Source organism: Achromobacter sp. HNDS-1, assembly GCF_040084795.1.
In the GTDB taxonomy this organism is placed as follows: Bacteria; Pseudomonadota; Gammaproteobacteria; order Burkholderiales; family Burkholderiaceae_B; genus Achromobacter; species Achromobacter ruhlandii.
Genome location: NZ_CP157584.1, coordinates 399,953 through 425,053, shown reverse-complemented (window position 1 = coordinate 425,053; position 25,101 = coordinate 399,953). Strand labels below are relative to the sequence as shown.

The 25,101-nt window shown below is 69.2% G+C and carries 21 protein-coding genes; 16 read left to right on the top strand and 5 right to left on the bottom strand.

The window, feature by feature from the left end:
- Positions 1-9: 9 nt before the first annotated feature.
- Positions 10-603 carry a hypothetical protein gene (locus tag ABFG95_RS01855; protein ID WP_348995361.1) on the bottom strand — a complete coding sequence of 198 codons (594 nt, stop codon included), beginning with the start codon at positions 601-603 and terminating at the stop codon, positions 10-12.
- A 359-nt stretch (positions 604-962) separates the two neighbouring features.
- Here ABFG95_RS01855 and ABFG95_RS01850 point away from each other — a divergent pair, with 359 nt between their 5' ends.
- The 4 genes from ABFG95_RS01850 to ABFG95_RS01835 all read left to right on the top strand — a co-directional run bounded on the left by ABFG95_RS01850 (position 963) and on the right by ABFG95_RS01835 (position 5,693).
- Positions 963-1,676 (top strand): gluconate 2-dehydrogenase subunit 3 family protein, encoded by a 714-nt coding sequence (locus ABFG95_RS01850; RefSeq protein WP_049073369.1) that lies wholly within the window; start codon positions 963-965, stop codon positions 1,674-1,676.
- A 3-nt stretch (positions 1,677-1,679) separates the two neighbouring features.
- A complete protein-coding gene (locus tag ABFG95_RS01845; protein ID WP_175144537.1) occupies positions 1,680-3,455 on the top strand; it encodes a GMC family oxidoreductase in 1,776 nt (591 codons plus the stop codon).
- Between the two features lie 10 nt (positions 3,456-3,465).
- Positions 3,466-4,782 carry a cytochrome c gene (locus ABFG95_RS01840; RefSeq protein WP_348995360.1) on the top strand — a complete coding sequence of 439 codons (1,317 nt, stop codon included), beginning with the start codon at positions 3,466-3,468 and terminating at the stop codon, positions 4,780-4,782.
- A gap of 239 nt (positions 4,783-5,021) precedes the next feature.
- Entirely contained in the window at positions 5,022-5,693 is a 672-nt protein-coding gene (locus ABFG95_RS01835; RefSeq protein ID WP_175144539.1) for a lysozyme inhibitor LprI family protein, read from the top strand.
- A 14-nt stretch (positions 5,694-5,707) separates the two neighbouring features.
- Here the strand turns inward: ABFG95_RS01835 and ABFG95_RS01830 are convergent, their stop codons facing one another.
- Both ABFG95_RS01830 and ABFG95_RS01825 read right to left on the bottom strand, forming a co-directional pair.
- Complete coding sequence (locus tag ABFG95_RS01830) at positions 5,708-5,950, bottom strand: hypothetical protein (RefSeq protein WP_054415619.1); 243 nt, start codon at positions 5,948-5,950, stop codon at positions 5,708-5,710.
- A gap of 91 nt (positions 5,951-6,041) precedes the next feature.
- The gene (locus ABFG95_RS01825) at positions 6,042-6,557 is read right to left on the bottom strand and encodes a GNAT family N-acetyltransferase (RefSeq protein ID WP_348995359.1); all 516 of its coding nucleotides are present in this window, start codon (positions 6,555-6,557) and stop codon (positions 6,042-6,044) included.
- Between the two features lie 244 nt (positions 6,558-6,801).
- Here ABFG95_RS01825 and ABFG95_RS01820 point away from each other — a divergent pair, with 244 nt between their 5' ends.
- The 3 genes from ABFG95_RS01820 (at position 6,802) to ABFG95_RS01810 (ending at position 11,409) form a co-directional block, all read left to right on the top strand.
- Complete coding sequence (locus ABFG95_RS01820) at positions 6,802-7,314, top strand: ATP-binding protein (RefSeq protein WP_054415614.1); 513 nt, start codon at positions 6,802-6,804, stop codon at positions 7,312-7,314.
- A gap of 76 nt (positions 7,315-7,390) precedes the next feature.
- Complete coding sequence (locus tag ABFG95_RS01815; protein WP_348995358.1) at positions 7,391-9,142, top strand: VRR-NUC domain-containing protein; 1,752 nt, start codon at positions 7,391-7,393, stop codon at positions 9,140-9,142.
- Entirely contained in the window at positions 9,139-11,409 is a 2,271-nt protein-coding gene (locus tag ABFG95_RS01810; protein WP_348995357.1) for an ATP-dependent DNA helicase, read from the top strand. Before ABFG95_RS01815 ends, ABFG95_RS01810 begins: the two co-directional genes overlap by 4 nt.
- A 45-nt stretch (positions 11,410-11,454) precedes the next feature.
- Here the strand turns inward: ABFG95_RS01810 and ABFG95_RS01805 are convergent, their stop codons facing one another.
- Complete coding sequence (locus tag ABFG95_RS01805) at positions 11,455-11,868, bottom strand: group III truncated hemoglobin (RefSeq protein ID WP_348995356.1); 414 nt, start codon at positions 11,866-11,868, stop codon at positions 11,455-11,457.
- A 109-nt stretch (positions 11,869-11,977) separates the two neighbouring features.
- Positions 11,978-13,507, bottom strand: a complete 1,530-nt coding sequence (locus tag ABFG95_RS01800; protein WP_063583772.1) for an MFS transporter — start codon at positions 13,505-13,507, stop codon at positions 11,978-11,980.
- Between the two features lie 351 nt (positions 13,508-13,858).
- Between ABFG95_RS01800 and ABFG95_RS01795 the strand changes: the two genes are divergently transcribed.
- From ABFG95_RS01795 to ABFG95_RS01755, 9 genes are all read left to right on the top strand, one after another.
- Positions 13,859-14,743: a LysR family transcriptional regulator gene (locus ABFG95_RS01795; protein WP_278991608.1), complete on the top strand. Its 885-nt coding sequence runs from the start codon at positions 13,859-13,861 to the stop codon at positions 14,741-14,743.
- 516 nt (positions 14,744-15,259) lie between these two features.
- Positions 15,260-15,769 carry a PaaI family thioesterase gene (locus ABFG95_RS01790; protein WP_175144542.1) on the top strand — a complete coding sequence of 170 codons (510 nt, stop codon included), beginning with the start codon at positions 15,260-15,262 and terminating at the stop codon, positions 15,767-15,769.
- Positions 15,770-15,902: 133 nt separating this feature from the next.
- Complete coding sequence (locus tag ABFG95_RS01785) at positions 15,903-17,375, top strand: amidase (protein ID WP_175144543.1); 1,473 nt, start codon at positions 15,903-15,905, stop codon at positions 17,373-17,375.
- 308 nt (positions 17,376-17,683) lie between these two features.
- Positions 17,684-19,303: a methyl-accepting chemotaxis protein gene (locus ABFG95_RS01780; RefSeq protein ID WP_054415599.1), complete on the top strand. Its 1,620-nt coding sequence runs from the start codon at positions 17,684-17,686 to the stop codon at positions 19,301-19,303.
- A gap of 6 nt (positions 19,304-19,309) precedes the next feature.
- Positions 19,310-19,846: a chemotaxis protein CheW gene (locus ABFG95_RS01775; protein WP_063570119.1), complete on the top strand. Its 537-nt coding sequence runs from the start codon at positions 19,310-19,312 to the stop codon at positions 19,844-19,846.
- Positions 19,843-21,126: a CheR family methyltransferase gene (locus ABFG95_RS01770; protein ID WP_278991604.1), complete on the top strand. Its 1,284-nt coding sequence runs from the start codon at positions 19,843-19,845 to the stop codon at positions 21,124-21,126. Before ABFG95_RS01775 ends, ABFG95_RS01770 begins: the two co-directional genes overlap by 4 nt.
- Positions 21,119-21,799 (top strand): chemotaxis protein CheW, encoded by a 681-nt coding sequence (locus ABFG95_RS01765; protein WP_059271074.1) that lies wholly within the window; start codon positions 21,119-21,121, stop codon positions 21,797-21,799. The genes ABFG95_RS01770 and ABFG95_RS01765 overlap by 8 nt, the downstream gene beginning before the upstream one ends.
- Complete coding sequence (locus ABFG95_RS01760; protein ID WP_238909960.1) at positions 21,796-24,057, top strand: hybrid sensor histidine kinase/response regulator; 2,262 nt, start codon at positions 21,796-21,798, stop codon at positions 24,055-24,057. Before ABFG95_RS01765 ends, ABFG95_RS01760 begins: the two co-directional genes overlap by 4 nt.
- Positions 24,054-25,070: a chemotaxis response regulator protein-glutamate methylesterase gene (locus ABFG95_RS01755; protein WP_238909961.1), complete on the top strand. Its 1,017-nt coding sequence runs from the start codon at positions 24,054-24,056 to the stop codon at positions 25,068-25,070. The genes ABFG95_RS01760 and ABFG95_RS01755 overlap by 4 nt, the downstream gene beginning before the upstream one ends.
- Positions 25,071-25,101 lie beyond the last annotated feature (31 nt).

Here is a 25,101-nt window from a genome sequence, read left to right as displayed (position 1 = left end):
CCCGGCCCGCTAGGCCGCGCCCGTCAGGCGCAGTATCCACCACGCCAGTCCCAGCGCCACGGTGATCAACACGATGCGGCGCAGACCGCCGGCGCCGCGCGGCACCGCGCCGGGCGCGGGCGCTTCCGTGACGCGCGGGGCGGACTCGGCATGCGGGGCGGGTGTTGCAGCGGGCGTCACGCTGCGCACATCAGGGATGTCCGTTTCCATGATGAATTCCGGTTTGCCGGCTGTGCGCGGCGCGCCCGGTCCCGCCAGGCCACCGATGTCTATGCCGGCATCGCGCAGCGCGTCCCACAGGCCGCTGTCGTTCAGCCCATGGCGCACCGCTTCGATGCGTTCGCGGTCGGCCCGTGGCACCGCCTCCAGGCTGTCGTAACGCTGGCCATTCACCGTGACCACGCCGTCCTTGATCTCGACCTGGAAGGGGCCGTCGGCGTCGTCGCCTGCGTAGCGCCACTGTTCGCTGACGTGCATCCGCGCGCCGTCGCCTGCGCGGCGCATTGCCTCCACGGCATCACCCGCGTCGGTCGGCGGGTTGCCTGACATCGACCAACTGCGGGTGGTGGTCGAACTGCGCCAGGTTTTGCTTTTTTCCGTCATCGAATCGTTTCCGTGAGTAACGTTTGTTATCGGGCTGGGCACGGCTCCGTGGCGGCCGCAGGCGGACTGCGCACTATACGGACGTGGTGCAGTCCTGAATTCGTCTGACAGTGTCCTTAATGCAAAAGTAAATCCCGAGTCAAGAAAATCGATCTGATCCGGTCGGAACAGCAGATCAGTTGGTCTGAAAAGCGCATAATGAGGGCCACCTTTCCTTGCGTCCCTTTTCAAGGATAGGTCTGCTTTTCAGTAACGAAGAAGAGCGTGTTGTCACCAGGGCGCGGCCCGGCAGTTCGTGTTTCCAGGAGTGCATGTGCGGCTGTGCGCCAGGACGACTTGGAATTTTCACGGAGATGTCTATGACACAAGATGCAAAGCCGCGCAGGCGGTTTCTGCAGGCGCTGGCCATCGTGCCCGCGTCGACGCTGGCGGTGGGGGTGGCCGCCACGGGCTGTACCAACGCCGCCGACGGCGGCGCGGCCCGCTCGGCCAAGGCCTACGAGCCCACCTACTTCACCAAGCCCGAATGGAACTTCATCGTGGCCGCGGTCGATCACCTGATCCCCGCGGACCAGTACGGCCCCGGCGCCATCGAGGCCGGGGTGCCGGAGTTCATCGACCGCCAGATGGAAACGCCGTATGGCCACGGCAAGCTCTGGTACATGCAGGGGCCGTTCCATCCCGACGTGGCGCCGGAACTCGGCTACCAGTTGAACCAGAATCCGCGCGAGGTCTACCGCCACGGCATCGAGGCCTGTGACGCGTGGTGCAAGAAGACCCACGGCAAGGTCTTCGCCGAACTCGATAAGCCCCTGCAGGAACAGATCCTGAAGGACCTGCAGGCGGGCAAGATCGAGTTCGACGCCGTCCCCGCCAAGACCTTCTTCAGCTTCCTGCTGGGCAACACCAAGGAAGGCTTCTTCGCCGACCCGATGTACGGCGGCAACAAGAACATGGTGGGCTGGAAGATGGTGGGTTTCCCGGGCGCGCGCGGCGACTACATGGACTGGGTCGACCAGCCCAACGTCAAGTATCCCTACGGGCCCGTGTCGATTTCCGGGGAAAAGGGGTAAGCGATGGCGATCAAGAAAGACAAAGTGGACGCGGTGCTGGTGGGCTTCGGCTGGACTGGCGCGATCCTGGGCCAGGAGCTGACCGAAGCCGGCCTGCACGTGCTGGCGCTGGAACGCGGCGCCATGCAGGACACCCCCAAGGACGCGGAATATCCCAAGGTGCTCGACGAGCTGGCGTACTCCGTGCGCGGCAAGCTGTTCCAGGACCTGTCCAAGGAGACGGTGACGATACGGCATGGCGTGGACGATGTGGCCGTGCCGTATCGCCAGAATGGCTCCTTCCTGCTGGGCACGGGCGTGGGCGGCGCGGGCTTTCACTGGAACGGCATGCACTACCGCGTGCTGCCCGAGGAACTGGAACTGCGCACCCGCTACGAAACGCGCTACGGCAAGAACTTCATTCCCGAAGGCATGACGATCCAGGACTTCGGCGTCACCTACGACGAGCTGGAACCGTACTTCACCAAGTTCGAGTACGTCTGCGGCACCTCGGGCAAGGCCGGCAACCTGAACGGCCAGATCGTCGAGGGCGGCAACCCGCTGGAAGGCAAGCGCAGCAAGGAATTCCCGCTGCCGCCGCTGGCCACCACCTACGGCGCCCAGCTGTTCGACAAGGCCGCGCGCGAAGTGGGCTTCCATCCGTATCCGGCGCCCGCGGCCAACGCCTCCGGCCCGTACACCAACCCGTACGGCGTGCGCCTGGGTCCCTGTAATTTCTGCGGCTTCTGCGAGAACTACGGCTGCTACATGTATTCGAAGGCCTCGCCGCAGACCACCATCCTGCCGGTGCTGCTGAAAAAGCCCAACTTCGAACTGCGCACCCATTCGCACGTCATCAAGGTCAACCTCGATTCGACCGGCAAGAAGGCCGTCGGCGTGACCTACATCGACGCGCAGGGCCGCGAGATCGAGCAGCCCGCCGACCTGGTGATCCTGTCGGCCTACCAGATGCACAACGTGCGCCTGCTGCTGCTGTCGGGCATCGGCAAGCCCTACGATCCCAAGACCAACGAAGGCGTGGTCGGCAAGAATTACGCCTACCAGATGAACGGCGCGGTCAACGTGCTGCTGCCCAAGGGCACCCAGCTCAATCCGTTCGTCGGCACCGGCGCCGGCGGCGTCGGCATGGATGACCTGAACGGCGACCAGTTCGACCACGGCCCGCTTGGCTTCATCGGCGGCGCCAGCATCCGTCACATCCGCTACGGCGGCCGTCCCATCAAGATGACGCCCACCACGCCCGGCACGCCGTCCTGGGGCACCGCGTGGAAGGCCGGCGTGCAGGATGCGTACCAGCGCTACATGACCATCGGCATCTCCGGCTCGGTGATGTCGTACCGCGATGCCTACCTGTCGCTGGATCCGACCTACAAGGACAGCTTCGGCCAGCCCCTGCTGCGCATGACGTTCGATTGGCACGACAATGAATTCGACATGCTCGGCCACATGGGCAACAAGATGGAGGAAGTGGCCAAGGCCATGAAGCCGGAGAAGCACTTCGTCGCCGTGCGCAAGAAGGGCGCGCGCTACGACACCCGGGTCTACCAGAGCACGCACAACACCGGCGGCGCCATCATGGGGGCCAATCCCAAGGAAAGCGTGGTCAACAAGTACCTGCAAAGCTGGGACGTGCCCAACGTGTTCGTGATGGGCGCCTGCGTGTTCCCGCAGAACATGGGCTACAACCCGACCGGTCTGGTGGGCGCGCTGGCGTACTGGGCCGCGCAGGCGATCCGCGACCAGTACCTGAAGAACCCCGGCCCGCTGGTCCAGGCGTAAGGAGCCGACAATGATGAAGAAAACCATTGTTGCCGCGCTCTCGATCCTGGCTTGCGGCTCCGGCTGGGCCGCCGAGGGCACGCCCGCCACCGCGGATGCGCAGTTGATCAAGCAGGGCGAATACCTGTCGCGCGCCGGCGACTGTATCGCCTGCCACACCGCCAGGGACGGCAAGCCGTTCGCTGGCGGCCTGGGCATCGAGTCGCCGCTGGGCACGATCTATTCCACCAACATCACGCCCGACAAGGACACGGGCATCGGCAACTATACGTTGGAGGACTTCGACCGTGCCGTGCGCCATGGCGTGGCCAAGGACGGCCATTCGCTGTATCCGGCCATGCCGTATACCGCCTACGCCAAGGTCACGCCGGATGACGTCAAGGCCCTGTACGCCTACTTCATGCACGGCGTCGAGCCGGTCAAGCAGGCCAACAAGGACACCGACATCACCTGGCCGCTGTCGATGCGCTGGCCGCTGGGCGTGTGGCGCTGGATGTTCGCGCCCGACGTGGCCACCGCGCCGGTCACCGCCACCCCCGCCAACGACGCGGACAAGCAGGCGCTGCTGCGCGGCCAATACCTGGTCGAAGGGCTGGGCCACTGCAGCACCTGCCACACTCCGCGCGGCTTCGCGCTGCAGGAAAAGGCGCTGACCGACGCCGACGGCTCGGCCTTCCTGTCCGGCGGCGTGGTCGAAGGCTGGCTCGCGAAGAACCTGCGCGGCGACATGGCCGACGGCCTGGGCAGCTGGAGCAAGGAAGACATCGCCGCTTTCCTCAAGTCCGGTCGCAACGGCCATTCGGCCGCGTTCGGCGGCATGGCGCAGGTGGTGCAGGACAGCACCCAGCACCTGACCGACGCCGACGTCAACGCCATCGCGGTGTATCTGAAGAGCCTGCCGCCGGTGAACAAGAACGCCACCCAGCCGCTCGCCTACAACGACACCGTGGCGCAGGCCCTGCGCAGCGGCAAGGATACGAGCGACGGCGCGATGACGTTCCTGAACAACTGCGCGGCCTGCCACCGCAGCACCGGCAAGGGCTACGCGGAAACCTTCCCGCAGCTGGCGCTGAGCTCGACGGTGAACTCGGCCGATCCCGCGTCGCTGATCCACATCGTGCTCAAGGGCGCGCAGATGCCGGGCACCTCGGCCGCGCCGACGGCGTATGCGATGCCGGGCTTCGACTGGCGCCTGACCGACAAGGAAGTCGCCGACGTGGTGACCTTCGTGCGTTCAAGCTGGGGCAACCAGGGCGCGGCGGTGAGCGCGTCGGACGTGGCCAAGGTGCGCAAGGACGTGGGCGCGGCCAAGGCACCGGCGCGCTAATCGCGCTGCCGTGGGCCGGCCGGCCCGCGGCGCCCCGATGGGATTCGCCCGCTTCGGCGGGCGATTTTTTTGGCCTGGGGAAGGGCGGGCGCGTGGGCGCGACGGTCCGTGCCCCGCGCGTCGCGCGCTGGCGTTATCGCGTAGACTCCAAGCCGCGTCGTTGGTCATGCCGGCGCCGCGAATTTGTCCGACGTCGCCGGGTGTGGCGAACCTTTATACCTCCTGGAGAATTTCCCACCATGATGCGTCCTCTGCTCTTGGCGGCATCGCTGGCCGTGGCCGGCAGCGCCACGGCGGCGCCTTCCTTCAACTGCGCCAAGGCCGCCACGCCAGTCGAGAAAGCGATTTGCGCCAACCCGGCGCTGGCGGACCAGGATGCGGCGATCGCGCGGCAATACAAGGATGTGCGGGACAAGCTGGATGCCGAAGCGGCCAAGTCGCTGACCGCCGATCAACGCTATTTCCTGGGCATGCGGGACAGGGTCTATGAGCAGCCTTTCACGCACAGCACGCCCGCCAAGGAAATGGCCGCCTTCATGCGGGCGCGCCTGGCTTTGTTGAAGGCCATCAATCCGCATCCGGCCGCCGGCTTCATCGGCAAGTGGCGCAACATCGAGGGCGAGATCGAGATCACGCAGGGCACCAACGGCGAGCTGGCCGTGGCGGTCAATTCGTGGATGCCTTACTACGGCAATTGGGTCTGCGACCTGAGCGGCAATGCGGTGGTCGATGGCGACAGCCTGAAAGTGACCTACCAGGACGGTCCGCCCTGGGTCGTGACGCTGACGCGGCGCGGCGCCGTGCTGGTGGCGCGCCAAACGGCGCCTGCTGGCTCCCCCGACGACGGCTCGGGTCCGCCTTTCTGCGGCCGCAATGGCGGCGTGGCCGGCGACTGGTTCGCGGCGCGCTGACGCGCCCCGCAGGCTCACTGGCGATTGATCAGGTTCTGCGTGTCCTGGATGAACCAAGGCAGGTTCAGGCGTTCTCCCTCGCCGGTCTGGATGTTCAGGCGTTGGCCCGGGGCGCTGGTCGCGCCCTGCGTGGCCGCGGGCGGGCGGCTGCGATATTCCAGGTCAGTGCCGCGCGCCGGCGGGTTGGCGCAGGCGGCGAGCGACGCGCACGTGATCGCGGCCAGGATCGGGCGCAGTGCCAGGCGAAGGGTAGTCATGATGCGGGGTTCCTGCGGGTGGCACGGGCCGGCGTGCCGGACGATGAAGGCCTCTTGGGCATACCTTACTCGCAATCCGCGCGGCATGTGGTTACATCGGCCGCTCGTAGCGGCGCGCCTGCACCTCGATACCGCCGATCCGGTCGCTTTCGGTGCCGGTGTTGCGCCAGCCTTGCCGCTCGTAGAAGTCGATGGCGCGGGTGTTGCCTTCCAGCGCATACAGATACAGCCGCGATGCGCCGCGGGCGCGGGCCCAGGCCTCGGCGCGCGCCACCATGAGCTTGCCGGCGCCGGTGCCCTGGTAGGGCGGCAGCACGTGCAGGTTGTCCAGCAGCACCTCGCCGGGATGGTCGCGTTCCTGCTTGACACAGACAAAGCCGATCGGCTGGCCATCCTGCTCGGCGATGAACACGGCCTGCGCATCGGTGTCGGCGTCGCGCATCCGGTCCTGCCAGTGGACCATGCGGTCATCGGCCAGGCCGGCGTCGAGAAAGCCGTCGGGCAGCAGGCCGCGATAGGTGACGGCCCAACTGGCCGCGTGCATGGCGGCGATGGCGTCGGCATCGCGGGCGGTGGCCTGGCGCAGGGTGACGGGAGGGCGGGACATGGTTCCTTTGTCGCGGCAGGGTGGGAGGCGGCCCGGCGCCGCGATGATTCGTTCGCCGCAGTTTGACAGGTTTGGCGCCGTCCAGCATCATCGTGCCATGAACCGGCCGCAACTCTCGTTCGCCCTGATTATTACCCCCGTTGGGACCACGGTGGGTTAGCGCGCGTCGGATCATCGCGACATCAACCCGCCACCGGCGGGTTTTTTGTTGGCCCGCCGGCTGGCTCTTTCCCGAGGCAGTCCAATGCAATCGCACCCGTCCAACCCACCCCACTTTCCCCCGCCGCTGCTGCACTTCCTGTGCGGCAAGATCGGCGCCGGCAAATCCACCCTGGCGGCCCGGCTGGCCGCGCAACCCGGCACGCTGCTGATCAGCGAGGATGCCTGGCTGGCGGCGCTGTATCCGGGCGAGATCCGCGAGGTGGCGGACTACGCGCGCTGCGCCGGGCGCTTGCGCGATGCCATGGGCGCGCACGTCGCCGCGCTGGTCGGGGCGGGGCTGTCGGTGGTGCTGGACTTTCCGGCCAACACCCGCGCCAGCCGCGCCTGGCTGCGCCAGGTGGCCGAGGCCGCCGGTTGCCGCCACCAGCTGCATTTCCTGGACCTGCCCGACGCGGTATGCAAGGCGCGGCTGCGCGCCCGCAACGAATCCGGCACCCATCCGTTCACCACCAGCGACGCGCAGTATGACGCCATCACGGCGTATTTCGTGGCGCCGCAGGACGATGAGGGCTTCGAGATCGTGCGCCACGGATAGGTACTAGCCGAGGCTTCCACGGGCGGGGCGGCCTGCTATGATTACTGGATAAATACCCAGTTATTCGTTCCGGCCGATGTTGCCCCCGCACCGCTACTACTACCTGCATAACTTCCAGCGCGCCCTGGCGTGGGTCGGCGAACGCTACGCCGACCTGCTGGACGAACGCGAACGCCGCTTCATGGCGGATTTCGCCGGCTTGCCGCAGGCCTCGCAGGCGCTGCTGGTGCGCATGCTGATGCGGCGCGGGCCGTGGTTCCGCGCCAGCCGCCTGGCGTACGACGAAATCCCCGACTCGGCCGAGGCTGCCGCGCCCTTGCTGGCGCTGGGCTGGCTGGATGCCGACACGCCCATGACGCTGGACGAACTGTTCGCGCTGCATACGCGCCCCGAGCTGGACCGCCTGTTCGCCCCCATGCCGGCCAAGGCAGCCGCGCGTAAGGCGGACCTGCTGGCCGCGCTGCGCGCGCGCTATCCGGACGCGCGACCGCATGCCGCCTGGATGGCGCTGGCGCCGGGCGCCGCCGCCATCCCGGCCGTCCGTGTTGCGACGCCGGGGCGCGCGTCAGTCGGCCATCCGCCGGCGGCGCCATGTTCGTCGGCCACGGCGGATCCCGCGGTCTCCGCCGATCCGGCCTGGCGGGTCGCGGTCGCGGACTTGTGCGAGCGGCTGCGCCTCATGTTCTTCGGCAATTTGCACCAGGACTGGTCAGAGTTCGTGCTGGCCGACCTGGGCGTGCTCCAGTACGAGGCGGTGCCGTTCGATCCCTCGTCGCGGGCTTTCCAGGCGCGGGCGGATGTCGACCGCTATCTGATGCTGCACGCCTGCCGGCAAGCGCTGCAAGAGCCGCTGGACGTCGATGCGCTGTTGCGCGCGGTGGCCGATTGCGCCAGCGACAACCCCTGGCTGGAAAAGCGCCGCGCCAAGGTGCTGCTGCGCCTGGGACAGGCCTGCGAACGCACCCAGGACTGGCAAGCGGCCGAACGCGTCTACGCCCTGTGCGCCTACCCAGGGGCGCGTCATCGCCGCATCCGCGTGTTCGAGCGCATGGCGCGCTTCGACGAGGCGCTGGCGCTGGCCCTGCGGGCCCAGGCCGCACCCGAAAGCGAGGAAGAAACGCAACGCCTGGCGCGCATGCTGCCGCGCCTGCGCCGCAAGCTGGGGCAGGCAGCGGCGCGGCGCGTCACGACACCGGTGGCCCGCTTCGATCTCGAACTCGAACGGCCCGCGGCGCCGACGCCGGTGGAATTCGCCGCCCGCGACCACCTGCACCGCGACGACGCGCCGGTGCACTACGTCGAGAACACCCTGATCAATTCGCTGTTCGGCCTGCTGTGCTGGCCGGCGGTGTTCGCGCCCTTGCCGGGGGCCTTCTTCCATCCGTTCCAGCGCGGTCCGGCCGACCTCGACGCGCCGGATTTCCACGCCCGGCGCGAGGCGCTGTTCGCCGCCTGCCTGGCGCAACTGGACTCCGGCGAATATCGCGACACCATCCGCCGCCGCTACGTCGACAAGCAGGGGCTGCAGTCGCCCTTCGTGTTCTGGGGGGCGCTTGACGAATCCTTGCTGGAACGCGCGCTCGAACACCTGCCGCCGGCGCACCTGAAGCGGTTCTTCACGCGGCTGCTGCGCGACGTCAAGGCCAACCGCTCCGGCCTGCCCGACCTGATCCGTTTCCAGGCCGTGGCGCCCGGCTACGAGCTGATCGAAATCAAGGGCCCCGGCGACAAGCTGCAGGACAACCAGATCCGCTGGCTGGCGTATTGCGCCGAGCACGGCATGCCGGTGCGCGTCTGCCATGTCAGTTGGCGGGAGTCCGCGCCATGACGTACGCGGTGGCGGTACGGGCGCTGTGCGAATTCACGGCCCGCGCGGGCGACCTGGACCTGCGCTTCACGCCCGCGCCCAGCGGCCTGGAAGGCATGGCGGGGCACACGGCGGTCACGGGCCGGCGCGGGCCCGCCTACGAAACCGAGGTGGCGCTGAGCGGCCAGTACCAGAACCTGCTGGTGCGCGGCCGCGCCGACGGCTACGACCCGGCGGCCAATCAGCTCGAAGAGATCAAGACCTACCGCGGCCGGCTCGACAGCGTGCGCGACAACCACCGCGCCGCGCATTGGGCCCAGGCGCGGGTCTATGCGCACATGTTGTGCCTGGCGCGCGGGCTGGCGCAGGTCCGCGTGGCGCTGGTGTACTTCAACGTCGCCACCGAAGAAGAAACCGTGCTGACCGAGACCCGCGACGCGGCCTGGCTGGCGGCGTTTTTCGCCGAGCAATGCGATCGCTTCCTGGCCTGGTCGCGCACCGAACTGGCGCACCGGCAGGCGCGCGATGCGGCGCTGCAACAGCTGGCGTTTCCGCATGGCGAATTCCGCAGCGGCCAGCGCGAACTGGCCGTGTCGGTTTACCGCGCGGCGCGCGATGGCCGCTGCCTGATGGCGCAGGCGCCCACCGGCATCGGCAAGACGCTGGGCACGCTGTTTCCGCTGCTCAAGGCCGCGCCGGGCAGCGGGCTGGACAAGGTCTTCTTCCTGGCGGCCAAGGGCTCCGGGCGCGGGTTGGCGCTGGCGGCGCTCGACACGCTGAACGCCCAGCCGGCGCAACCGGCGCTGCGGGTGCTGGACCTGCAGGCGCGCGACAAGACCTGCGAGCATCCGGACAAGGCCTGCCACGGCGACTCCTGCCCCTTGGCGCAGGGCTTCTACGACCGCCTGCCGGCCGCGCGCGAGGCCGCCCTGGTCCAGGGCCGGCTGGACGCGCCGGCGGTGCGCGCCGTGGCCCGGGCCCACCAGGTCTGCCCGTACTACCTGTCGCAGGAACTGATCCGCTGGAGCGACGTGGTGGTGGGCGACTACAACTACTACTACGACGCCACCGCCATGTTGCATGCGCTGACGCAGGCGCACCAATGGAAGGTGGCGGTGCTGGTGGACGAGGCCCACAACCTGGTCGATCGCGCCCGCCGCATGTACACCGGCGAACTGAACCAGCTCGGGCTGGCGGCGGCGCGCCAGGCCGCGCCCAAGGCGCTGAAGAAACCGCTGGACGGCCTGCAGCGGTCCTGGACCGCGTTCAACAAGAAACAGGCCGAGGCGTACCAGGCCTATGACGAGGCGCCCGCCGGCGTGCTGGCGGCGCTGCAGAAGGCGGTGGGCGCCATCACCGACTACCTGGGCGAGTCGCCGCTGGCGCAGGACGATCCGGTGCTGGCCTTCTATTTCGAGGCGCTGCATTTCATGCGGCTGGCCGAGCAGTTCGGCCCGCACGCGCTGTTCGACGTGACGCGGGCCGATGCCCGCGCGCATGGCGCCAAGACGGCGCCATCCACCTTGTGCGTGCGCAATGTGGTGCCGGCGCCGTATCTGGCGGCGCGGCATGCGGCGGCGCATGCCACGGTGATGTTTTCGGGCACGCTGAGCCCGCAGCAGTTCTACCGCGACACGCTGGGCCTGCCGCCGGACGCGGCCTGGATCGACGTGGCCGCGCCGTTCCAGGCCGAACAACTGGCGGTCAAGGTGGTGGGCAATGTCTCCACCCGCTATCGCGACCGGGCGCGTTCGCTGGCGCCGATCGCCGACCTGATCGCCGAGCAGTACGCCCGCCGGCCCGGCAACTACCTGGGCTTTCTGAGCAGCTTCGACTACCTGCGGCAGGTGGCCGACCTGATGCGATCGCGCCATCCGCAGGTGCCGATCTGGCTGCAGACGCCGGGCATGGATGAGGCCAGCCGGGCGGCCTTCCTGGGGCGCTTCACCGAAAGCGGGCAGGGGGTGGGCTTCGCGGTGCTGGGCGGAGCTTTTTCCGAGGGCGTGGACCTGCCGGGCAAGCGCCTGATCGGCGCCTTCATCGCCACGCTGGGACTGCCGCAGGTCAACGCCGTCAACGAGAACATCAAGCGCGCCATGGAGCGGCGCTACGGCGAGGCGCAGGGCTACGACTACACCTATCTCTACCCGGGCATGCAGAAGGTGGTGCAGGCCGCCGGCCGCGTGATCCGCACCGAACAGGACGTGGGCACGGTGCATCTGATCGACGACCGCTACCGTCGCGCCAAGGTGCGCAACCTGTTGCCCAGCTGGTGGCGGGTGGACTAGGGCCGCGCCCCGGCGCCTTTGCGCGAACTCGCCCCGGGAGTGGCCCTAGGCGGCCGAGGCCGAGCGCAGCTCGGTCAACGGCTTGTCCGGATCGCGGCTGAGCTGGTAGCCGTACCAAAGGCTGCGCGCCATGCGGCTGGCCATTTCGCCGGCCGCCTCGGCCAGCGCGCGGTTCGGCAGCGCCGCCCGCGTCTCGCCCCATAGCGCCAGCCAGCGTTCGAACAGTTCGGCGCTCAGGTGCGGCATCGCGACGTGCTTGGGCATGGGCATGCCGGTGAAGCGCCGGGTGCCCAGCAGCACCGCCGACCAGAAGTCCGACAGCGTCGCCAGGTGTTCGTCCCAGTCGTGCACCTGGGCTTCGAACACGGGGCCCAGCGCGGCGTCGGCGCGCGCCTTGGCATAGAACGTATGCACCAGGTCGCGGATCTCGGCTTCGGTGCAGATGTCGGGTTCGGACAAGGCGGTCTCCAGGCGGCGGGAAGTCAGCGCGAAGTGTAGGGCGGCGCGGGGCGGGGGCGGGTTGATCTGGCGCAAGCCGGCCGCGCCGGCAATGGCCGCGCCGCCCGGTTCAATGCGCCTGCGGCCGCACCTGCGCCATGGGCGTCGCCTGCGGCCGCGCCAGCAGGGCGTAGACCAGCACGGCCAGCGCCAGCGCGAATCCCGCCAGGGCATACAGCACCTGCCCGAAGGCCATCTCGTAGGCCTGGTGCAGCAGGTCGCCGGCGCCGGGCAGCAGCCTGGCGGCCTCGTCCAGCTGGCCCAGGGCCGCCCGATTGGCGGCCTGCAGCAGCGCTTGCGGGCCCGCGTCCGCCAGGGCGGTGGCGGCCTGGGCGTGGATCAGCGTGGCCAGCAGGGCGCTGATGACCGCGATGGCGACGCCGTCCGCCGACACGCGCACCGTGTTGAAGATGCCGGTGGCCATGCCGACGCGCTCCGGCGGCACCACGCTGACCGCCATCGCGTCCATCAGGCCCCAGGGCAGGCCGATGCCGATGCCGATCAGGCTCATGGGCAGCCACAGGCGGCCGGCGTCGCCGCCCAGGTCGCGGGCCAGCCAGGCCAGGCCGGCGGCGGCCAGCACCAGGCCCGTGCTGGACAGGGCGGCGGGACTGAAGCGGCGCGTCAGCAGCGCGGCCAGGAACGGCACCACCAGCAGCGGCGTGGCCAGGCCCATCATCAACTGGCCGGCGCGCAACGCGCTGTGGCCGTCGATGCCGATGAAGCGGCCGGGCAGGATGGCGATCAGCGCGATGAACAGAAACGCCGGCGAGGCCGCCAGGGCCTGCACGCCGACAAAGCGCGCGCTGCGGAACAGCGACAGGTCCAGCATCGGATGCGAGGCGCGCATCTCCGTGACGATGAAGGCGATGCCCAGCAGCGCCGAGGCCAGCAGCGAGCCGGCCACGGCGGCGTCGCGCCAGCCGTTTTCAGGCGCCAGCAGCATGCCGTAGGTGAACAGCCCCAGCGCGCCGGTGAAGCTGAGCGCGCCGCGCCAGTCGAACCGGCCGCCGGCCGCGCCCGCCGTGGCGCGGACGCTGGCGGCCACCAGCGCCAGGCCGAGCAGGCCCACCAGGCCGGTGCCGTGGAAGACCCAGCGCCAGCCGGCCGTCTGCACCAGCCAGCCGGAGACCAGCGGCCCGAACGACAGGCCGATGCCGAAGGTGGTGCCCAGCAGGCTGAAGGCGCGGGCCCGGGCGGCGCCATGGAACAGTGGCGCCAGCGATGACATGGCCGCGGCAAAGGCCGCCGCGCCGCCCACGCCCTGCATCAGCCGCAGGAAGTCGATCCACCCGGCGGACGGCGCCCAGGCGATGGGAAAGGTAAAGGCGCAGAACCAGGCCAGCCCGCCCAGCCAGACGCGGCGCGGGCCGTACAGGTCGGTGAGGCTGCCGGACACCATGATGACGCTGCCGTAGGCCAGGATGTAGCCATTGAGGATCCAGTTCAGTTGCACCGGCGTGCCGCCGAGCGCCTGGCTGATCGAGGGCAGCACCACCGCGGGGCCGGTGAAGCACAGCGGAATGAGCACGGCGGTGAGGCAGGCTGCGAGCAATTGCAGCCAGCGATTGGGGGCGGGGGAAGGAGGCAATGAGGTCATGTCGATAACGGTGTCGATAATGGAAAGCGAGGCGGTGGCCGGCCCGGTTCGGCGGACAAGGCCTGCCAACTGGGTCGGCAACGAGGCTGACAAACAAGGCCGTCAAACCAAGCCAGCAAACCAAGCCAGCAAGCCAAGCCAGCAAGCCAAGCCAGCAAGCCAAGCCAGCAAACAAAGCTGAAAAACAAGGCCGGCAAACAAGGCCAGCAAAACAAGGGAATGGCGCCACGCCCGGCGAGCGCGGCGTCCGGGAACGCGATGCCGGCAGGATAGGCAGCCGTCGATAAAAGAAAAATAGGCTAGGATTCCGAATATTCCGGACATGAAAGTCCGCATTGAAGGAATCAGGTGATGGACAGCCTCAGCGGTATCGGTGTTTTCGTGCTGGTGGCGGACACCCGCAGCTTCGCGGAAGCGGGGCGCATGCTGGGCGTGTCGCCGTCGGCGGTCGGCAAGAGCGTGGCGCGGATGGAGACGCACCTGAAGGTGCGGCTGTTCCACCGCAGCACGCGCCACATCACCTTGACGCCGGAAGGCGAGAAGTTCCTGGAGCGGTGCCGGCGCATCCTGTGCGAAGTGGAAGCGGCCGAACTGGAACTGTCCGAGGCCGCCGGCACTCCCAGCGGCCGGCTGCGCGTCAGCCTGCCGCGCTACAGCCGTCTGTTCGAGCCGGCCATCGCCACGTTCATGAAGCAGTATCCGCAAGTCCGGCTGGACCTGGATTTCACCGACCGGATGGTCGACGTGATCGGCGAGGGATACGACGCGGTGGTGCGTTCCGGCGAGATGCAGGATTCCGGCCTGAAACGCCGCCGCCTGGGGCAGTTCCGCCGCATCCTGGCGGCCTCGCCCGACTACCTGGCGCGGCATGGCACGCCGCGCCGCGCCAGCGACCTGTTGCGCCATTGCTGCCTGCATTACCGCTATCCCAGTACGGGCAAGCTGGAGCAATGGCCTTTGAAGACGGCGGCCGGCGCGCCCGCGCCCGAACTGCCGCTGACGCTGATCTGCAACAGCGTCGAAACCCGCATCTTCCTGGCGCTGGGCGGGCTGGGCATCGTCTGCCTGCCGGACTTCACCATCAAGGAAGAACTGGCCTCGGGCCGGCTGGTGACGGTGATGGACGAACGCACGCGCGGCAACGCCACCATGTGGGCGTTGTGGCCGGCCAGCCGCCACCCATCGCCCAAGCTGCGCGTGTTCGTGGACCACCTGGCCCGGCACATGTTCGCGTGACGCCCGGGACGCGCGCCATGGCATTGCCGCGCCGGCCGTCCGCCCGGTCATCGGCGGGCGGCCTGGCTTGGTCCTGTGCGGCATTGCGCCATCCGCAGGGGATCGGCAGCGTGCCGAGCCAGTCGGGCTCGGTCGGGCGGGGCCGGCCCGGCGGTGAAGGCCGATGGCTGGCGCGCCAGTACGCCGCCGTGCTGCAGGCTGCCGACGCGCTTGCGCCTTGGGGCGGGGCAATTGAAGAGGGCGCACCGCGTAGCCGGGCATCTACGAGACCGATCGTCATCGGCGCGATGAGCCGCAAGCCAGGCGCGGCCTCCTCACGCACCGCGAGGGCGCGGGCGGCGATGATTGCCTGAGCGGGCGCGGCACGCTGTCCGTCGACCTGACCGACCTGACCGACCTGGTCGACCTGTTCGGCACGGGTGGCCCCCGGGTCGAGGGCAGAGCGGGAAAGGTTTGATATATGATGGACATCATATAAAAGATTGCCTTCCTTTTCCCTTTGCCGGAGCCTTGCCCATGACTTCCGACCCGACCCTGGCGGGTGGCGCCACCGCCCCGCAACGCGAACCCAGCCTGGTTGACCAGACCGGCGCCGGTCTCGATGGCCTGGCGCAATTGCGCGCGCTGCTGGCCTCGGGCCGCAAGCCGGGCATCCTGGTGTCGCTGGATTTCGATTTCGTGGAGGCCGAGGAAGGGTTGGCGGTGTTCGCCGGCACGCCCGGCCCGCACGCCTACAACCCCATCGGCACGGTCCATGGCGGCTATGCCGCGACGCTGCTGGACTCGGCCTGCGGTTGCGCGGTGCATTCGCGGCTATCGGCCGAGCAGGCCTACACCACCCTGGAACTGAAGGTGGCCTATCACAAGGCCATCACGCGCCACAGCGGCCGGTTGCGGGCCGAGGGCCGGGTGCTGTCGTTCGGCCAGCGGGTGGCGTACGCCGAAGCCAAGCTGACCGATGCCCAGGGCCGCCTGCTGGCCTCGGCCACGTCCACCTTGCTGGTGTTCGCGCGTCCGCCGGCTTGACGGCGGGCAGGGCGCGGCGGGCCCGGCGGATCGGTGGCGCCGCCCGGATCGCGCCGGGCGGCGCCGGCGCGCGGCCCGCGCGGCATTGGCGTAGTATCGTCGGCCTGCCAAGAAAAAAAGCGGAGACAACACCATGACTGCAGCCACGCCGGCGGCCGCCGGCCGCCTGAACGATATCGTCGCCATGCCCGCGCATGCGCTGTCGGACGCGATCCGCCAGCGCCGCGTGTCCTGCCGCGAGGTGATGACGGCCTACCTGGACCACATCGACGCGGTCAATCCGGCGCTCAATGCGCTGGTGGCGCGGCGCGAACGGGCGGAGCTGCTGGGCGAGGCCGATGCGCGCGACGCGCAGCTGGCGGCCGGGCAATGGCTGGGCTGGCTGCACGGCATGCCGCAGGCGCCCAAGGACTTGACCTCGGTGCGCGGCATGGTCACCTCGATGGGTTCGCTGGTGTACAAGGATCAGGTGAGCCAGCAGGATTCGATCCTGGTCGAGCGCATGCGGGCGTCCGGCGCGATTTTCATCGGCCGCAGCAACGTGCCCGAGTTCGGCCTGGGCTCGCACACCTATAACCCGGTCTACGGCACCACGGTCAACCCGTACGATCTCTCCAAGAGCGCCGGCGGCAGTAGTGGCGGCGCGGCGGCGGCGCTGGCGGCGCGCATGCTGCCGGTGGCCGATGGCAGCGACTTCGGCGGATCGCTGCGCAATCCGGCGGGCTTCTGCAACGTCTACGGCATGCGGCCGTCGGCCGGGCGGGTGCCCAGCGGGCCGTCCAGCGACGTGTTCCTCAAGCAACTGTCATACGAAGGCCCGATGGGCCGCTCGCCGCGCGACGTGGCGCGCATGCTGTCGGTCATCGCCGGGCACGATCCGCGCGCGCCGCTGTCGCTGGACGACGATCCGGCCGTGTTCGCGCAAGCGCTGGATGCCGACCTGCGCGGCAAGCGCATCGGCTGGCTGGGCGATTGGGACGGCTATCTGCCGATGGAGCCGGGCATCCTGGCGCTGTGCGCGCAGGCGCTGGCGCGGCTGCAGGCGACCGGTTGCCAGGTCGATGATTACCGCGTGCCGTTCGCGGGCGAGCGGCTGTGGCGCATGTGGCTGGCCCACCGGCACCTGATGGTGGGCGGCCAGTACCATGACCTGGTGCGCGATCCGGAGACCCGCAAGCTGGTCAAGCCGGCGCTGATCTGGGAGGTCGAGGGACTGGACGGCATGACCGCGCGCCAGGTCTACCAGGCCACCGAGGAGCGCAGCGCCTGGTACCAGACGGTGCTGCGGATGTTCGAGGAGGTCGATTACCTGGCGGTGCCATCGGCGCAGGTGTTCCCGTTCGATGCCACGCTGGACTGGCCCAAGGAAATCGCCGGACGGCGCATGGACACCTACCACCGCTGGATGGAAGTCGTCACGCCCTGGACCCTGGCCGGCTGCCCGGTGATCAGCGTGCCGGTGGGTTTCGGCGACGCCGGCCTGCCGATGGGCATGCAGTTGATCGGCCCGCCGCGTGGCGATCTGGCCGTGCTGCGGCTGGCGCATGCCCACGAGCAGGTGCACGATTGGGTCGAATCGCGCCCGCCACAGGGGTTGTGGCGCTAGGCGGGGGGGCGTTTGCGCGCCGCCGCGGGGCGGAAAAATGGCCGCAAGCTTGCGGACTTCGGTACGCCCTGTCACAGCAAAAGACAAGCCTCTTGTAAGCGGACTTTGCTTTTTCCCGACGGAACCCGCCGGGAATGCGGGGTTTCCCTTGTTTTTCCGTAGCTGTCGGGCCGCGCCTTTGCAATAATTGCTGACTATTCCCACATCCCGTCAAACGCGGGCGACAGGCGCGTCGAGACGGCCGCCGGAAAAACGTCGACGGCGCTGGCGTGGGTGCTGGCGAGCCGAAATTGCACAAGGGTCCCGGTATGAAGAATCTGACACTACGCGAGCGCATCATCGCCAGCTTCCTGGTCATCCTGGCCATCATGGCCCTGATGGTGGTGGTCGACTATCAGCGGTTGCTGCAGGTCGAGGCCGAGGCCGAGTCGATCAACACCGATGCGGTGCCGGGCATCTACTACAGCACCTCGATCCGGGCCTCGTGGTTCGCCGGCTTCGTGGTGGTGCAGGACGCCTTCAACAGCGATACCGAGCAGGAGCGCCAGGCCGGCCTGGCCGCACTGCCCAAGAACGATCAGCACCTGCAGGACGATATCGAGCAGTATCGCCGCACCGTGGTGCGCGGCGACGACCAGCGCATGTTCGCCGACTTCGAAAAGGCGTTGCAGGCCTACATGCGCATCCGCGCGGAAATCCTGGATCCGGCCATGATGTCGGATCCGGCGCGCGCGCAAGCCAAGATCAAATCCGACCTGCGGCCGGCGTTTTACGCGGGCCGCGACGTGCTGGCCACCATGGTCGCGGCCAACAAGCAACAGGCCGACGAATCGGCCGTCAGCATCCAGAAGGCGGTGGACAAGGCCGAGGCCGGCATGCTGGTGTCGCTGGGGCTGGCGATCGTCGCCGCGATCATCTGTGGCGTGCTGCTGATGCGCGCCATCGTCACGCCCATGAACAGCATCGTCAAGACGCTGGCGGCCACCGGCAGCGGCGACCTGACGCGCCGCCTGACGCTGGCGCGCAAGGATGAGTTCAACGCCATCGAGAGCGGCTTTAACGGCATGGTCGACGAGCTGACCGGCCTGGTCGGCAAGACGCAGCGTTCGGCGGTCCAGGTGGCCACCTCGGTGACCGAGATCGCGGCCACCTCCAAGCAACAGCAGGCCACCGCTTCGGAAGTGGCGGCCACCACCACCGAGATCGGCGCCACCTCGCGCGAGATTTCGGCCACGTCGCGCGAGCTGGTGCGCACCATGACGGAAGTGTCGGGCGCGGCCGAACAGACGGCGGCGTTGGCGGGCAGCGGCCAGGTGGGTCTGGCGCGCATGGAGGACACCATGCGCAACGTGGTCGGCGCGGCTGGTTCGGTCAATGCCAAGCTGGCCATCCTGAACGAGAAGGCCGGCAATATCACGCAGGTTGTCACCACCATCACCAAGGTGGCCGACCAGACCAACCTGCTGTCGCTGAACGCCGCGATCGAGGCCGAGAAGGCCGGCGAGTACGGGCGCGGCTTCGTGGTGGTGGCGACCGAGATCCGCCGCCTGGCCGACCAGACCGCCGTCGCCACCTACGACATCGAGCAGATGGTGCGCGAGATCCAGTCGTCGGTGTCGGCCGGCGTGATGGGCATGGACAAGTTCTCGGAAGAGGTGCGGCGCGGCATGGCCGACATGCAGCAGGTGGGCGACCAGCTGTCGCAGATCATCCAGCAGGTGCAGACGCTGGCGCCGCGCGTGCAGATGGTCAACGAAGGCATGCAGGCGCAGGCCACCGGCGCCGAGCAGATCAACCAGGCGTTGCAGCAGCTCAGCGACGCCGCCCAGCAGACGGTCGAATCGCTGCGCCAGTCGAGCCTGGCGATCGAGGAATTGACGCTGGTGGCCAACGACCTGCGCAACGGCGTGTCGCGCTTCAAGGTCTGATACGCCATGGCCGAGCTTGCCCCGCTTCCGTCCGCCGCGTCCGGCGCCGCCGCCCGGCGCCGGCTGTACCTGCTGTTCCGCATCGGCGCGGACCGCTATGCGCTGGACGCCGCCGATGTGATCGAGGTGCTGGGCATGCGCACGTTCAAGCAGGTGCCCGGCACGCCGGCATGGGTGATGGGCATGTTCGACTGCCGCGGCGCGGCGGTGCCGGCCATCGATCTGAGCGCGCTGGCCGGCGTCGGCACGGCGGCCCGGGTGACCAGCACGCGGCTGGCGCTGGTGCGCTACCGGCCCGATGGCGCAAGTCAGGAGCGCCTGCTGGGACTGGTGCTGGAGCAGGCCACCGAAACCGTGCACTATGACCCGGCGGCGTTCCGCCCGGTCGGGCTGGACACGCCGCGGGCGCGCTATCTGGGGCCGGTGCTGAGCGACGCGGGCGGCATGGTGCAGGCGGTCAAGGTGGCCGAGCTGCTGCCCGAGCCGGTGCGCGCGCTGCTGTTTCCTTCCGAGCCGGCGCTGGCCGAAGGAGTCCGGCCATGATGCTGGTCGAGGACTTCAGCGCGGTGCTCAAGCGCAAGATGGGGCTGGACAGCGGTTCCATCGGCGCGGCCGCGGTCGAGCGCGCGGTACGCCACCGCATGCAGGCGGTGGGGGCGGACGACGAGCAGGACTACCTGATGCGGGTGCAGACCTCGCCGACCGAAATGCAGCAGCTGATCGAAGCGGTGATCGTGCCGGAGACCTGGTTCTTCCGCTATCCCGAATCGCAGGCCGCGATGGCGGCGCTGGCGCGCGAGCGCCTGTTCGCGCCGGGGGCCGAGGCGCGCGTGCTGCGCGTGCTGAGCGTGCCCTGTTCGAGCGGCGAGGAGCCGTATTCGATCGCCATGGCCTTGCTGGACGCTGGCGTGCCTGCCGCGCGCTTCCAGATCGACGCGGTCGACATCAGTGAACGCATGGTCGATTTCGCGCGGCGCGCGTGCTATGGCCGCAATTCGTTCCGGGGCGAGAGCCTGTCGTATCGCGACCGCCATTTCACCGAGACCGCCGACGGTCACCAACTGGCGGACGCGGTCAAGGCGCGGGTGCGTTTCCTGGCCGGCAACCTGTTCGACGCTCAGTTGCTGCCGGACGTCCCGCCCTATGATTTCGTGTTCTGCCGCAACCTGCTGATCTATTTCGACGCGGCCACGCAGGAACGCGCGGTGGCGATTCTGAGGCGCTTCGCGCGCCGCGACGGCGTGTTGTTCGTGGGGCCGGCCGAAACCAGTCTGATGACCGGCCGGCGCCTGCCGGCGGTGCCGCTGGCGCGCGCCTTCGCCTTCCTGGCGGAACCGAAGGCATCGGCCGAGCGGGTCGCGGTGCCGGCCTGGACCGCGTCGCCGACGCTGCCGCCAGGCCGCATGCCGGCCGCGCACGGCGCGTCGGCGCGAACGCCCGTGGCGGCGCCTCGGGCCTGGGAATCGCGGCCGGCCGCCGTCAAGCCGGCGCCGGCCGAGGCCGCCAACGCGGGCGCGGCAGAACTGCGCGAGATCGCCGCGCTGGCGGACCAGGGCCGGGTGCGGGACGCGATGGCGCGCTGCCGCGCCCACCTCGGCCAGCATGGCGCCAGCGCCGAGTCGCTGTACCTGCTGGGTCTGCTGCAGGATGCCGACGGCGATACGCGCCAGGCCCAGGCCGCCTATCGCAAGGCCTTGTACCTGGATCCGTCGCACCGCGAGGCGCTGCTGCACCTGGCCGCGCTGATCGCGGCCGACGGCGACCAGGAAGGCGCCCGCCGCCTGCAGGCGCGCGCCGCGCGTCAGGAGGCCGGCCGTGAGTGACGCCCTGGACGCCCTGGCCCGCCTGTCCGAAGTGGACGATTGCTGGAACCGCATCGGCAGCCGCGGCGACAAGACCTGCGCGCGCCTGCCCGAATACGTGCATTGCCGCAATTGTCCGGTGTATGCCGGCGCGGCCAAGCGCATCCTGGACCGCCTGCCGCCGCAGACCGACGCGCGGGCCGAGCCCGCCGAGGGCGCCGTGGCCGCGCAGGCCAGGCTGTCGTCGCTGCTGGTGTTCCGGCTGCAGGGGGAATGGCTCGGGTTGCCGACCAAGGCGCTGGACGAGGTGGCCGGCACCCGCGCCATCCTGACGCTGCCGCACCGGCGCGACCCGGCGGTGCTGGGCGTGACCAACGTGCGCGGCACGCTGACGGTCTGCGTGTCGCTGGGCCGCCTGCTGGGCCTGGACGCGCCGGTGGCCGGCGCGGGCCGCGAACGGCCGGCCGCGGCCCGCATGCTGATCTTCGGTGGGGCGGGGCGCGCGGTGGTCCTGCCGGTGGACGAGGTGGAAGGCATTCACAGCGTTGACCTGGAGGCGCTGGAAGCCTTGCCGGCCACGCTCGAGGGCGCCAGCCTGAAGTACTCGCGCGGCGTGGCGCGCTGCGGCCAGCGCAGCGTCGGCGTGCTGGACGAGACCCTGTTGATGCAAGCCTTGGAACGGAGCCTGGCGTGAACCCGGACCAGATGCGCGACGCCTCGCTGCTGGAACTGTTCCAGCTGGAAACCCGCAATCAGGTGCAGGTGCTGAACAATGGCCTGCTGGCCCTGGAGCACGACCCGACCTCGGCCGCGCAGCTGGAAGCCTGCATGCGCGCGGCGCATTCGCTCAAGGGCGCGGCGCGTATCGTCGACCTGCATCCGGCGGTGCGCATCGCGCACGCGATGGAAGACTGCCTGGTGGCGGCGCAGGAAGGGCGGTTGCGCCTGCAGGCCGCCGATATCGACGCGTTGCTGCTGGGCGCGGACCTGTTGCAGCGGGTGGCCACGCCCGGCGTGGAACTGGGCGAGGAGATCGACACGCTGGTGACGCGGCTGTCGAACGCGCCCAACGCGCCGCCGGCCGCGCCGCTGGTCGAGCGGCCGGCCAAGCCCTCGGATTTCCTGCCGCCCATTCACCAGCCCGATGATCCACCGCCGCCGCCGCCGCCCGGGCGCCGCAGCTCCGACCAGGCGCTGGGCGAGGGCGAACGGGTGCTGCGGGTCACCGCCGACACGCTCAACAAATTGCTTGGCCTGTCCAGCGAAACCCTGGTGGAGTCGCATTGGATCGCGCCGTTCAGCGCCTCCATGCTGCGGCTGCGGCGGCTGCAGTCGGGCGCCGGCCAGGCGCTGGACAGCCTGCGCGCCTCGCTGGCCGGCGTGCATATCGATGCCCGCAGCCAGGCGGCGCTGGACGACGCCCAGCGCATCGTCGAGGCCTGCCAGCAGGAACTGGCGCAACGCGCCAGCGAGGTCGATGAATTCGGCTGGCGCATGGGCCACCTGGCGCAGCGCCTGTACGACACCGCGCTGGCCTGCCGCATGCGGCCCTTTGGCGACGGCCTGGGCGGCATGGCGCGCATGGTGCGCGACCTGGGCCGTTCGCTCGGCAAGCAGGTGCGCCTGGAGATCGAGGGCGATTCCACCCAGGTCGACCGCGACATCCTCGACAAGCTGGACGCGCCGCTGATGCATCTGCTGCGCAATGCGGTCGATCACGGCATCGAGATGCCGATGGACCGGCTGCAGGCCGGCAAGCCAGCCGAAGGCCTGATCCGGCTGTCGGCCCGCCACGCGGCCGGCATGCTGCTGATCGAACTGAGCGACGACGGCGCCGGCATTTCGCTCGATCGCCTGCGGGTCGAGGTGGTGCAGCGCAAGCTGACCAACGCCGAGACCGCGGCCCGCCTGAGCGAGGCCGAACTGCTGGAATTCCTGTTCCTGTCCGGCTTCAGCACGCGCGGCGAGGTTACCGAGATCTCCGGCCGCGGGGTCGGGCTGGACGTGGTGCAGACCATGGTGCGGCAGCTGCGCGGCGCGGTGCGGATCCACCAGCAGACCGGGCAGGGCACGCGCTTCGTGCTGGAGATGCCGCTGTCGCTGTCGGTGGTGCGCAGCCTGCTGGTCGAGGTGCAGGGCGAGATCTACGCGTTTCCGCTGGCCTACGTCAGCCACGCGCTGCAGGTGCGGGCGCAGGACATCGAGCAGCTCGAAGGGCATCAGCATTTCCGCTTCATGGATCGCCAGATCGGGCTGGTGTCGGCGCGCCAGATCCTGCGTTCGGGCGAGCCGGCGCCGGCCGCCGAGACCCTGCCGGTGGTGGTGGTCGGCGATCACGACCGGCTCTACGGCATCGCCGTGGACCGCTACGTGGGCGAGCGCACGCTGGTGGTGCAGCCGCTGGATCCGCGCCTGGGCAAGGTGCAGGACGTGATGGCCGGCTCGCTGATGGACGATGGCACGCCGCTGCTGATCCTGGACGTCGAGGACATGCTGCTGTCGGTGCAGAAGCTGGTCGAGGGCGGCCGCCTGGCGCGGGTGGATGGCGGCGGTCCGGTGGCGCAGGCGCGCCGCAGCAAGCGCGTGCTGGTGGTGGATGATTCGCTGACGGTGCGCGAACTGGAGCGCAAGCTGCTGCTGAACCGCGGTTTCGATGTGGCGGTGGCGGTGGACGGGATGGACGGCTGGAACATGCTGCGCAACGAGGCCTTCGACCTGGTGGTGACCGACGTCGACATGCCGCGCATGGACGGCATCGAACTGGTGTCGCGCATCAAGGCCGATCCCAAGTTGCAAACGCTGCCGGTAATGGTAGTGTCCTACAAGGACCGTGAAGAGGATCGGCGGCGCGGGCTGGATGCCGGCGCCGACTATTATCTGGCCAAGGGCAGCTTCCACGACGATGCCTTGCTGGACGCCGTGGAAGACCTCATCGGAAAGGCGCGGACGTGAGAATCGGAATCGTCAACGATCTGCAGATGGCGGTGGAAACCCTCCGGCGCGTGATCGCGCTGGAACCCGGGCTGGAGGTTGCCTGGGTCGCCTCCAACGGCCTGGAGGCCGTCCAGCAATGCGCCCTGGACCGGCCCGACGTGGTGCTGATGGACCTCATCATGCCCGTCATGGACGGCGTCGAGGCCACCCGCCGCATCATGGCCGAAAGCCCCTGCGCCATCGTGGTGGTCACGGTGGACGTGGCGCGCCATACCGCGCGCGTGTTCGACGCCATGGGCCATGGCGCGCTGGACGCGGCCGATACCCCGGTGGTGGGCAATGCCGACCTGCGCAGCGCCGCCGCGCCGCTGCTGCGCAAGATCCGCAATATCGGCTGGCTGATCGGCCGCTACGGCAGCAACCGCACCAACCTCACGCCGGTGGCTCGCGACGTCATCCCGGCGGGGGCCTCGCAAGGCCTGCTGGTGATCGGCGCCTCCGCCGGCGGCCCGGCCACGCTGGCACAGTTGTTACGCGATATTCCGGTCAGTTTTCCCGCGGGCATTGTGCTGGTGCAGCATGTGGACGCTTCGTTCGCCGCCGGCATGGCCGATTGGCTCAACGATCAGGTGGCATTGCCCGTGCGGCTGGTGCGCGAGGGCGAGCGGCCCGTGCCGGGGCAGGTGCTGCTGGCCGGCACGGACGACCATCTGCACCTGGTGGCCGATGGTACGCTGCGTTACACCGAGAATCCGAAGGAAAGCCTGTACCGTCCCTCCATCGATGTATTTTTCCATAGCGTCGCGCAGCACTGGCGCGGCCTGGCCGTCGGCGTGCTGCTGACCGGCATGGGGCAGGACGGCGCCCGCGGCCTGAAGGCGCTGCGCGATCGCGGCTGCCTGACCATTGCCCAGGACCAGGCCACCAGCGCGGTCTATGGCATGCCCAAGGCGGCCGCTGCGATGCAGGCCGCCGTCGAAATCCGACCGTTGGACCAGATTGCTCCCCGCCTGGTGCAGGCCTTCGCCTGAGCCGGCGGTCATAGCTAGAAATCAAGGAAAG

Excerpts from the sequence above, each read along its gene's own strand:
- ABFG95_RS01795 (WP_278991608.1), top strand. The coding sequence starts at position 13,859 with ATGGACAGCCTCAGCGGTATCGGTGTTTTCGTGCTGGTGGCGGACACC.
- ABFG95_RS01830 (WP_054415619.1), bottom strand. The coding sequence starts at position 5,950 with ATGACTACCCTTCGCCTGGCACTGCGCCCGATCCTGGCCGCGATCACG.
- ABFG95_RS01815 (WP_348995358.1), top strand. The coding sequence starts at position 7,391 with ATGTTGCCCCCGCACCGCTACTACTACCTGCATAACTTCCAGCGCGCC.
- ABFG95_RS01800 (WP_063583772.1), bottom strand. The coding sequence starts at position 13,507 with ATGACCTCATTGCCTCCTTCCCCCGCCCCCAATCGCTGGCTGCAATTG.
- ABFG95_RS01840 (WP_348995360.1), top strand. The coding sequence starts at position 3,466 with ATGATGAAGAAAACCATTGTTGCCGCGCTCTCGATCCTGGCTTGCGGC.
- ABFG95_RS01855 (WP_348995361.1), bottom strand. The coding sequence starts at position 603 with ATGACGGAAAAAAGCAAAACCTGGCGCAGTTCGACCACCACCCGCAGT.
- ABFG95_RS01850 (WP_049073369.1), top strand. The coding sequence starts at position 963 with ATGACACAAGATGCAAAGCCGCGCAGGCGGTTTCTGCAGGCGCTGGCC.
- ABFG95_RS01780 (WP_054415599.1), top strand. The coding sequence starts at position 17,684 with ATGAAGAATCTGACACTACGCGAGCGCATCATCGCCAGCTTCCTGGTC.
- ABFG95_RS01845 (WP_175144537.1), top strand. The coding sequence starts at position 1,680 with ATGGCGATCAAGAAAGACAAAGTGGACGCGGTGCTGGTGGGCTTCGGC.
- ABFG95_RS01770 (WP_278991604.1), top strand. The coding sequence starts at position 19,843 with ATGATGCTGGTCGAGGACTTCAGCGCGGTGCTCAAGCGCAAGATGGGG.
- ABFG95_RS01835 (WP_175144539.1), top strand. The coding sequence starts at position 5,022 with ATGATGCGTCCTCTGCTCTTGGCGGCATCGCTGGCCGTGGCCGGCAGC.
- ABFG95_RS01790 (WP_175144542.1), top strand. The coding sequence starts at position 15,260 with ATGACTTCCGACCCGACCCTGGCGGGTGGCGCCACCGCCCCGCAACGC.
- ABFG95_RS01785 (WP_175144543.1), top strand. The coding sequence starts at position 15,903 with ATGACTGCAGCCACGCCGGCGGCCGCCGGCCGCCTGAACGATATCGTC.
- ABFG95_RS01810 (WP_348995357.1), top strand. The coding sequence starts at position 9,139 with ATGACGTACGCGGTGGCGGTACGGGCGCTGTGCGAATTCACGGCCCGC.
- ABFG95_RS01825 (WP_348995359.1), bottom strand. The coding sequence starts at position 6,557 with ATGTCCCGCCCTCCCGTCACCCTGCGCCAGGCCACCGCCCGCGATGCC.
- ABFG95_RS01775 (WP_063570119.1), top strand. The coding sequence starts at position 19,310 with ATGGCCGAGCTTGCCCCGCTTCCGTCCGCCGCGTCCGGCGCCGCCGCC.
- ABFG95_RS01820 (WP_054415614.1), top strand. The coding sequence starts at position 6,802 with ATGCAATCGCACCCGTCCAACCCACCCCACTTTCCCCCGCCGCTGCTG.